The organism is uncultured Acidovorax sp. (assembly GCF_964021665.1).
Classification (GTDB): domain Bacteria; phylum Pseudomonadota; class Gammaproteobacteria; order Burkholderiales; family Burkholderiaceae_C; genus Acidovorax; species Acidovorax temperans.
The window spans coordinates 1-5655 of record NZ_CAXIAK010000137.1 but is presented as its reverse complement, the minus strand read 5'-3'; the positions used below and the strand labels follow the sequence as shown (position 1 = coordinate 5655).

The 5655-nt window shown below is 55.5% G+C and carries 8 protein-coding genes and 1 tRNA gene; 8 read left to right on the top strand and 1 reads right to left on the bottom strand.

Annotated features, from left to right (window positions below):
- The 8 genes from secY to AADJ04_RS17420 form a co-directional block, all read left to right on the top strand.
- Positions 1-821: preprotein translocase subunit SecY (gene secY, locus AADJ04_RS17455; RefSeq protein WP_341240388.1), on the top strand; the 821-nt coding region annotated here is incomplete at its 5' end.
- Positions 822-958: 137 nt separating this feature from the next.
- A complete protein-coding gene (gene rpmJ, locus AADJ04_RS17450) occupies positions 959-1072 on the top strand; it encodes a 50S ribosomal protein L36 (RefSeq protein ID WP_005793651.1) in 114 nt (37 codons plus the stop codon).
- Between the two features lie 23 nt (positions 1073-1095).
- Positions 1096-1461 (top strand): 30S ribosomal protein S13, encoded by a 366-nt coding sequence (gene rpsM / locus AADJ04_RS17445; protein ID WP_066698027.1) that lies wholly within the window; start codon positions 1096-1098, stop codon positions 1459-1461.
- 18 nt (positions 1462-1479) lie between these two features.
- On the top strand, positions 1480-1884 hold the full coding sequence (gene rpsK / locus AADJ04_RS17440; protein ID WP_005793662.1) for a 30S ribosomal protein S11: 405 nt from the start codon (positions 1480-1482) through the stop codon (positions 1882-1884).
- A 91-nt stretch (positions 1885-1975) separates the two neighbouring features.
- Complete coding sequence (gene rpsD / locus AADJ04_RS17435) at positions 1976-2599, top strand: 30S ribosomal protein S4 (protein ID WP_044399288.1); 624 nt, start codon at positions 1976-1978, stop codon at positions 2597-2599.
- A gap of 112 nt (positions 2600-2711) precedes the next feature.
- Positions 2712-3704: a DNA-directed RNA polymerase subunit alpha gene (gene rpoA / locus AADJ04_RS17430; RefSeq protein WP_341240387.1), complete on the top strand. Its 993-nt coding sequence runs from the start codon at positions 2712-2714 to the stop codon at positions 3702-3704.
- A gap of 90 nt (positions 3705-3794) precedes the next feature.
- Positions 3795-4187: a 50S ribosomal protein L17 gene (gene rplQ, locus AADJ04_RS17425; RefSeq protein ID WP_341240386.1), complete on the top strand. Its 393-nt coding sequence runs from the start codon at positions 3795-3797 to the stop codon at positions 4185-4187.
- A 21-nt stretch (positions 4188-4208) separates the two neighbouring features.
- A tRNA-Met gene (locus AADJ04_RS17420) sits at positions 4209-4285 on the top strand.
- Positions 4286-4444: 159 nt separating this feature from the next.
- On the opposite strand, the gene AADJ04_RS17415 is transcribed toward AADJ04_RS17420, so the two are convergent.
- Positions 4445-5524, bottom strand: coding sequence for a Y-family DNA polymerase (locus tag AADJ04_RS17415; protein ID WP_338071807.1), 1080 nt, complete (start codon positions 5522-5524; stop codon positions 4445-4447).
- Positions 5525-5655: the final 131 nt, after the last annotated feature.

The following is a 5655-nucleotide window of genomic DNA, read 5'->3' as shown; positions in this document are numbered from 1 at the left end:
TGTGGTTGGGTGAGCAAATCACTGAGCGTGGTTTAGGCAACGGCATTTCCATCCTGATCTTTGCAGGTATTGCCGCAGGGCTCCCAAGCTCTATTGGTGGTTTGCTGGAATTGGTCAGTACTGGCGCGATGTCAGCACCTGCTGCGATCTTCATCGTACTGGTGGTGGGTCTGGTAACATACTTCGTTGTGTTCGTGGAGCGAGGCCAGCGCAAGATTCTCGTGAACTATGCCCGTCGTCAGGTGGGGAACAAGGTTTACGGCGGTCAGGCGTCTCATCTGCCCCTGAAGTTGAACATGGCCGGCGTGATTCCACCGATCTTTGCATCGTCGATCATTCTGTTGCCGGCAACAGTAGTGAATTGGTTCAGTGCAGGCGATTCGATGCGTTGGCTGAAGGATATCTCTGGTGCACTGACCCCTGGTCAGCCCATCTATGTGATGTTCTATGCGGCCGCCATCATCTTCTTCTGTTTCTTCTATACGGCGTTGGTTTTCAACAGCCGCGAGACGGCAGATAACCTGAAGAAGAGCGGTGCCTTCATCCCTGGAATTCGCCCAGGCGAGCAAACTGCCCGCTACATTGACAAGATTCTGGTTCGCTTGACTCTTGCCGGTGCTGTGTACATCACCTTTGTGTGCTTGCTGCCCGAGTTCTTGATTCTCAAGTACAACGTGCCGTTCTACTTTGGTGGTACATCGTTGTTGATCATTGTGGTGGTGACCATGGACTTCATGGCCCAGGTTCAGAACTACATGATGTCGCAGCAATACGAGTCTCTGCTCAAGAAAGCTAATTTCAAGGGTGGCAGTGCTGGTTGAAGCATGATTTCTGAGTAGCCAGTGCTGCTCAGAAGTTATGAAATTAAGTTAAGTGAGCGCCCCAGGAGTTTTCGCGGGCACGCATTGTGTTCCGTGCAAAGCAGCCGGGACGGATGGAAAAGTTTTAGGAGAATGCAATGAGAGTTTCGGCTTCGGTCAAAAAAATCTGCCGCAACTGCAAGATCATCCGCCGCAAGGGTGTGGTGCGCGTGATCTGCACGGATCTGCGTCATAAGCAGCGCCAAGGTTGATTGGAAAGTATTAGAGGACGCATATGGCACGTATCGCTGGCATCAACATTCCGCCTCACAAGCATGCGGAAATCGGTCTGACCTCCATTTTTGGCATTGGTCGCACCCGCGCTCGCAAGATTTGCGAAGCAACTGGCATCGCTTACACCAAGAAGATCAAGGATCTGACGGATAGCGATCTGGAAAAAATTCGCGAGCAAATCGAACAGTTCACCATTGAAGGTGACCTGCGTCGCGAAACCACCATGAACATCAAGCGTTTGATGGACATTGGCTGCTACCGTGGTTTCCGCCATCGTCGTGGTCTGCCGATGCGTGGTCAGCGTACGCGTACCAACGCCCGTACTCGCAAGGGTCCGCGCAAGGGTGCAGCTGCACTGAAGAAATAAAGAGATTGAAAGATCATTATGGCTAAGTCTCCTGCCAATAACGCAGCTCAGCGCGTTCGCAAGAAGGTTCGCAAGAACGTTTCGGACGGTATTGCACACGTGCATGCCTCCTTCAACAACACGATCATTACCATTACCGATCGTCAAGGCAACGCTTTGTCTTGGGCGTCGTCTGGTGGTCAAGGTTTCAAGGGCTCGCGCAAGTCCACTCCCTTCGCAGCACAGGTGGCTTCCGAAGTGGCTGGCCGCGCTGCCATTGACCAAGGTATCAAGAACCTGGATGTCGAGATCAAGGGTCCTGGTCCAGGTCGTGAATCCTCTGTGCGCGCTCTGGGCGCCTTGGGCATCCGCATCACATCGATTTCCGATGTGACGCCTGTGCCGCACAATGGCTGCCGCCCTCAAAAGCGTCGCCGTATCTAATTTTTTTAAGCCCACCGCCGCCTGTAGACGCGTAAGCGCTCCAGGCGGCTCCCGCAATGGTTTGCGGTAGATGACATAAAAGGAAGCTCAAGTGGCACGTTACCTCGGCCCCAAGGCCAAACTTTCCCGCCGTGAAGGCACGGACCTGTTCCTGAAGAGTGCTCGTCGCTCCATCGCTGACAAGTCCAAGTTCGATTCCAAGCCTGGTCAGCATGGTCGCACCTCCGGCGCCCGTACCTCTGACTACGGACTGCAGCTGCGCGAAAAGCAAAAAGTCAAGCGCATGTACGGCATTTTGGAAAAGCAATTCCGCCGTTACTTCGAAGCCGCTGATGGCAAGAAGGGCAACACCGGTGCGAATCTGCTGTTCCTGCTGGAGTCACGCCTGGACAACGTCGTGTATCGCATGGGCTTTGGTTCCACACGTGCAGAAGCCCGTCAGTTGGTTTCGCACAAGGCGATCACTGTGAACGGCCAGTCGGTCAACATCCCTTCGTACCTTGTGAAGGTCGGTGATGTGGTCGCTGTACGTGAGAAGTCCAAAAAGCAGGCCCGTATCACTGAAGCATTGCAACTGGCCGCTCAAGTGGGCATGCCCGCTTGGGTTGATGTGAATGCCGACAAGGCAGAAGGTGTCTTCAAGAAGGTGCCTGATCGTGATGAATTCGGTGCGGATATCAACGAATCCCTGATCGTTGAGTTGTATTCGCGCTAATCACTCGATCTAGTTTTCGAGTAAACCGTTCCTAAACCGCGAGGCATCGCGGTTTAGGCGCTTCACCAGCCTTACCGGTGTAACGAGCTGGGGGTATTGAGAGGAAGTTTGAATGCCAACAAATTTGCTGAAACCCAAGACGATCAATGTCGAGCAGCGGGGCCACAACCGCGCCAAAGTGGCTCTGGAGCCGTTTGAGCGGGGCTATGGCCATACACTGGGCAACGCTATCAGACGCGTTCTGCTTTCGTCTATGGTGGGTTACGCAGCGACTGAAGTCACCATTGCCGGTGTGCTTCACGAGTACTCCTCTATTGATGGAGTTCAAGAAGATGTGGTGAACATTCTCTTGAACCTGAAGGGCGTGGTGTTCAAGCTCCACAACCGTGATGAAGTGACCCTGAGCCTGCGCAAGGACGGCGAAGGCGTCGTGACCGCACGTGATATTCAGACACCCCACGACGTAGAGATCGTCAACCCCGATCACGTGATCGCACACTTGTCGCAGGGCGGCAAGCTGGACATGCAGATCAAGGTGGAAAAGGGCCGTGGTTATGTGCCTGGCAGCATGCGTCGTTACGCCGACGAGGCTACTAAATCTATTGGCCGTATTGTTCTCGACGCCTCTTTCTCTCCAGTCAAGCGCGTTAGCTACACAGTCGAAAGTGCCCGCGTGGAGCAGCGTACCGATCTGGACAAGCTGGTCGTAGAGATTGAAACCAATGGCGCGATCACTGCGGAAGATGCCGTGCGTGCGTCTGCCAAGATTTTGGTGGAGCAGTTGGCTGTGTTTGCCCAGCTGGAAGGTGGCGAACTGACAGCCTTTGAGACACCCTCGGGCCCACGTGGCGGTGCTACGTTCGATCCGATTTTGCTCCGCCCAGTGGATGAATTGGAACTGACAGTGCGTTCTGCCAACTGCCTCAAGGCAGAGAACATCTATTACATCGGTGATCTGATTCAGCGCACCGAAAACGAGTTGCTCAAGACGCCTAACCTTGGTCGTAAGTCGCTCAACGAAATCAAGGAAGTCCTGGCTTCCCGCGGTCTCACCTTGGGTATGAAGCTTGAGAACTGGCCACCAGCCGGTCTCGACAAGCGTTAAGTTATAATTTTCGGTTCTCTGAATGGGAACAGTGCGTTGGGCAGTACCTGATACGGCTGCTCAATTTAATTAAAGTAAAAGGAAAGCACCATGCGCCACGGACACGGCCTCCGTAAACTCAATCGCACCAGCTCGCACCGCCTTGCGATGCTGCAAAACATGATGAACTCGCTCATCGAGCATGAGGCCATCAAAACAACGGTCCCCAAGGCTAAAGAACTTCGCCGCGTGATCGAGCCCATGATCACTTTGGCTAAAGAAGACTCCGTCGCCAACCGTCGCCTCGCATTCAACCGTCTGCGTGACCGTGACAGCGTTACCAAGCTCTTCAACGAACTGGGCCCACGCTTCAAAGCCCGTCCCGGTGGCTACACACGCATCTTGAAGATGGGTTTCCGTGTGGGCGACAATGCTCCTATGGCTTACGTCGAACTGGTTGGTCGTGCTGCGGAAACTGAAAATTCTTCGGCAGCTGCTGAATAATAGGGTATAATTTAAATCTACCGCGCGATGGAGCAGTCTGGTAGCTCGTTGGGCTCATAACCCAAAGGTCGGAGGTTCAAATCCTTCTCGCGCAACCAATAAAATCAAGCACTTAGCTTGTCTTCAAGGCTCACTTCGGTGGGCCTTTTTGTTTTGGCCCAAATTTGGCCCAAATTTGGCCCATTCCTGGCCCACCCTTGGCCCAAGAAATTTGCTGATCTTCGTTTCTGACCATTGGGTATTGGCCAGCATGGATTTCACATAGTCACCTGCTCCCGGTTTGCAGCAGACGTCCCTGGAGCTGCAGGGACGGCGACTTCCCCCACCACCGGCATGTCCTCCCAGCACGTCGTGTAAGCCGGTGACCTGCGCTCCTGCCGCATGGCCCAACTGGCACGCTCTCCCTTTGCCTGCACTCCGGCGCTCGCCAGGTTCACCGTGCCGCGCCCATAGCGTTGGTTGAGTTCATCGAGCACCCCCATCAGCCGCTCCCGGGTGCTGTCCTCTGTCTCCTGTGGTTCCAGGTCGAGTTCCCGCTGTCGCAGCTTTGCGCTGTGCAAGTCCAGCAGCATCACGCCCGCCTTGATGAACAGGTAGCCCGGCCGGTAGATCCGGCGCAGGCCGGTCAATGCAGCATGAACGATGGAGACGGTGTCGCTGGTGGCGCTTCGCAGCGGCACGGTGATGGACCGCGCGTACTGCGGACCTTTGCGGTAAGGGCTGGTGTGAATGAACACCAGCACATGGGCCGTGTGGCTGGCCTGCCTGCGCAGCTTCTGCGCGGCCATGCTGGCAAACGTGCTGATGGCCTGCTCCAGGGCGGGGAGCTCACTCACGGGTTGCCCAAACGAGCGGGTACAGGCGATCTCCTTCTTGGGTGGTGGTTGGTCGTCCAGTCCGATGCAGGGCATGCCTTGCAATTCGCGCACCGTGCGCTCCAGCACCACCGACCAGCGCCTGCGCACCGTGGCTGGATCGAGCCGAGCCAGGTCCAGCGCGGTCTCTATGCCCGCTTCCTTGAGCTGGGCTGCGATCTTGCGCCCCACGCCCCAAACTTCACCCACTTCGGTCGCTTCCAGCACCGCATCCAATTCTTCACTGGGCAACTGCACAAGGTTGCATACCTGGGCAAGCTTCGAGGGGTAGAAACCAGGTTTGCGTTCAGCCGTCTTGGCCACATAGTTGGCCAGCTTGGCGAGGGTCTTGGTCGGCGCAATACCTATCCCGCAGGGTATGCCCACCCACTGCAGCACACGCGCACGGATGGCATGGGCTCGTTCGGTCATGTCGCCCCGGATGCCACTGAGGTCCACGAAGCTCTCATCAATCGAATACACCTCATGCCGATGGCCCAGCGCAGCAACCAGGCTAGGGTCTGTTGAGAATCATTCTGAGATGTGTGAATGGATGTGTTGCAATAGGCGCATGAGCATTCGATGGGTACTGACAGACGCACAATGGGCCAAGA

Excerpts from the sequence above, each read along its gene's own strand:
- rpmJ (WP_005793651.1), top strand. The coding sequence starts at position 959 with ATGAGAGTTTCGGCTTCGGTCAAAAAAATCTGCCGCAACTGCAAGATC.
- rpsM (WP_066698027.1), top strand. The coding sequence starts at position 1,096 with ATGGCACGTATCGCTGGCATCAACATTCCGCCTCACAAGCATGCGGAA.
- rpsK (WP_005793662.1), top strand. The coding sequence starts at position 1,480 with ATGGCTAAGTCTCCTGCCAATAACGCAGCTCAGCGCGTTCGCAAGAAG.
- rpoA (WP_341240387.1), top strand. The coding sequence starts at position 2,712 with ATGCCAACAAATTTGCTGAAACCCAAGACGATCAATGTCGAGCAGCGG.
- rplQ (WP_341240386.1), top strand. The coding sequence starts at position 3,795 with ATGCGCCACGGACACGGCCTCCGTAAACTCAATCGCACCAGCTCGCAC.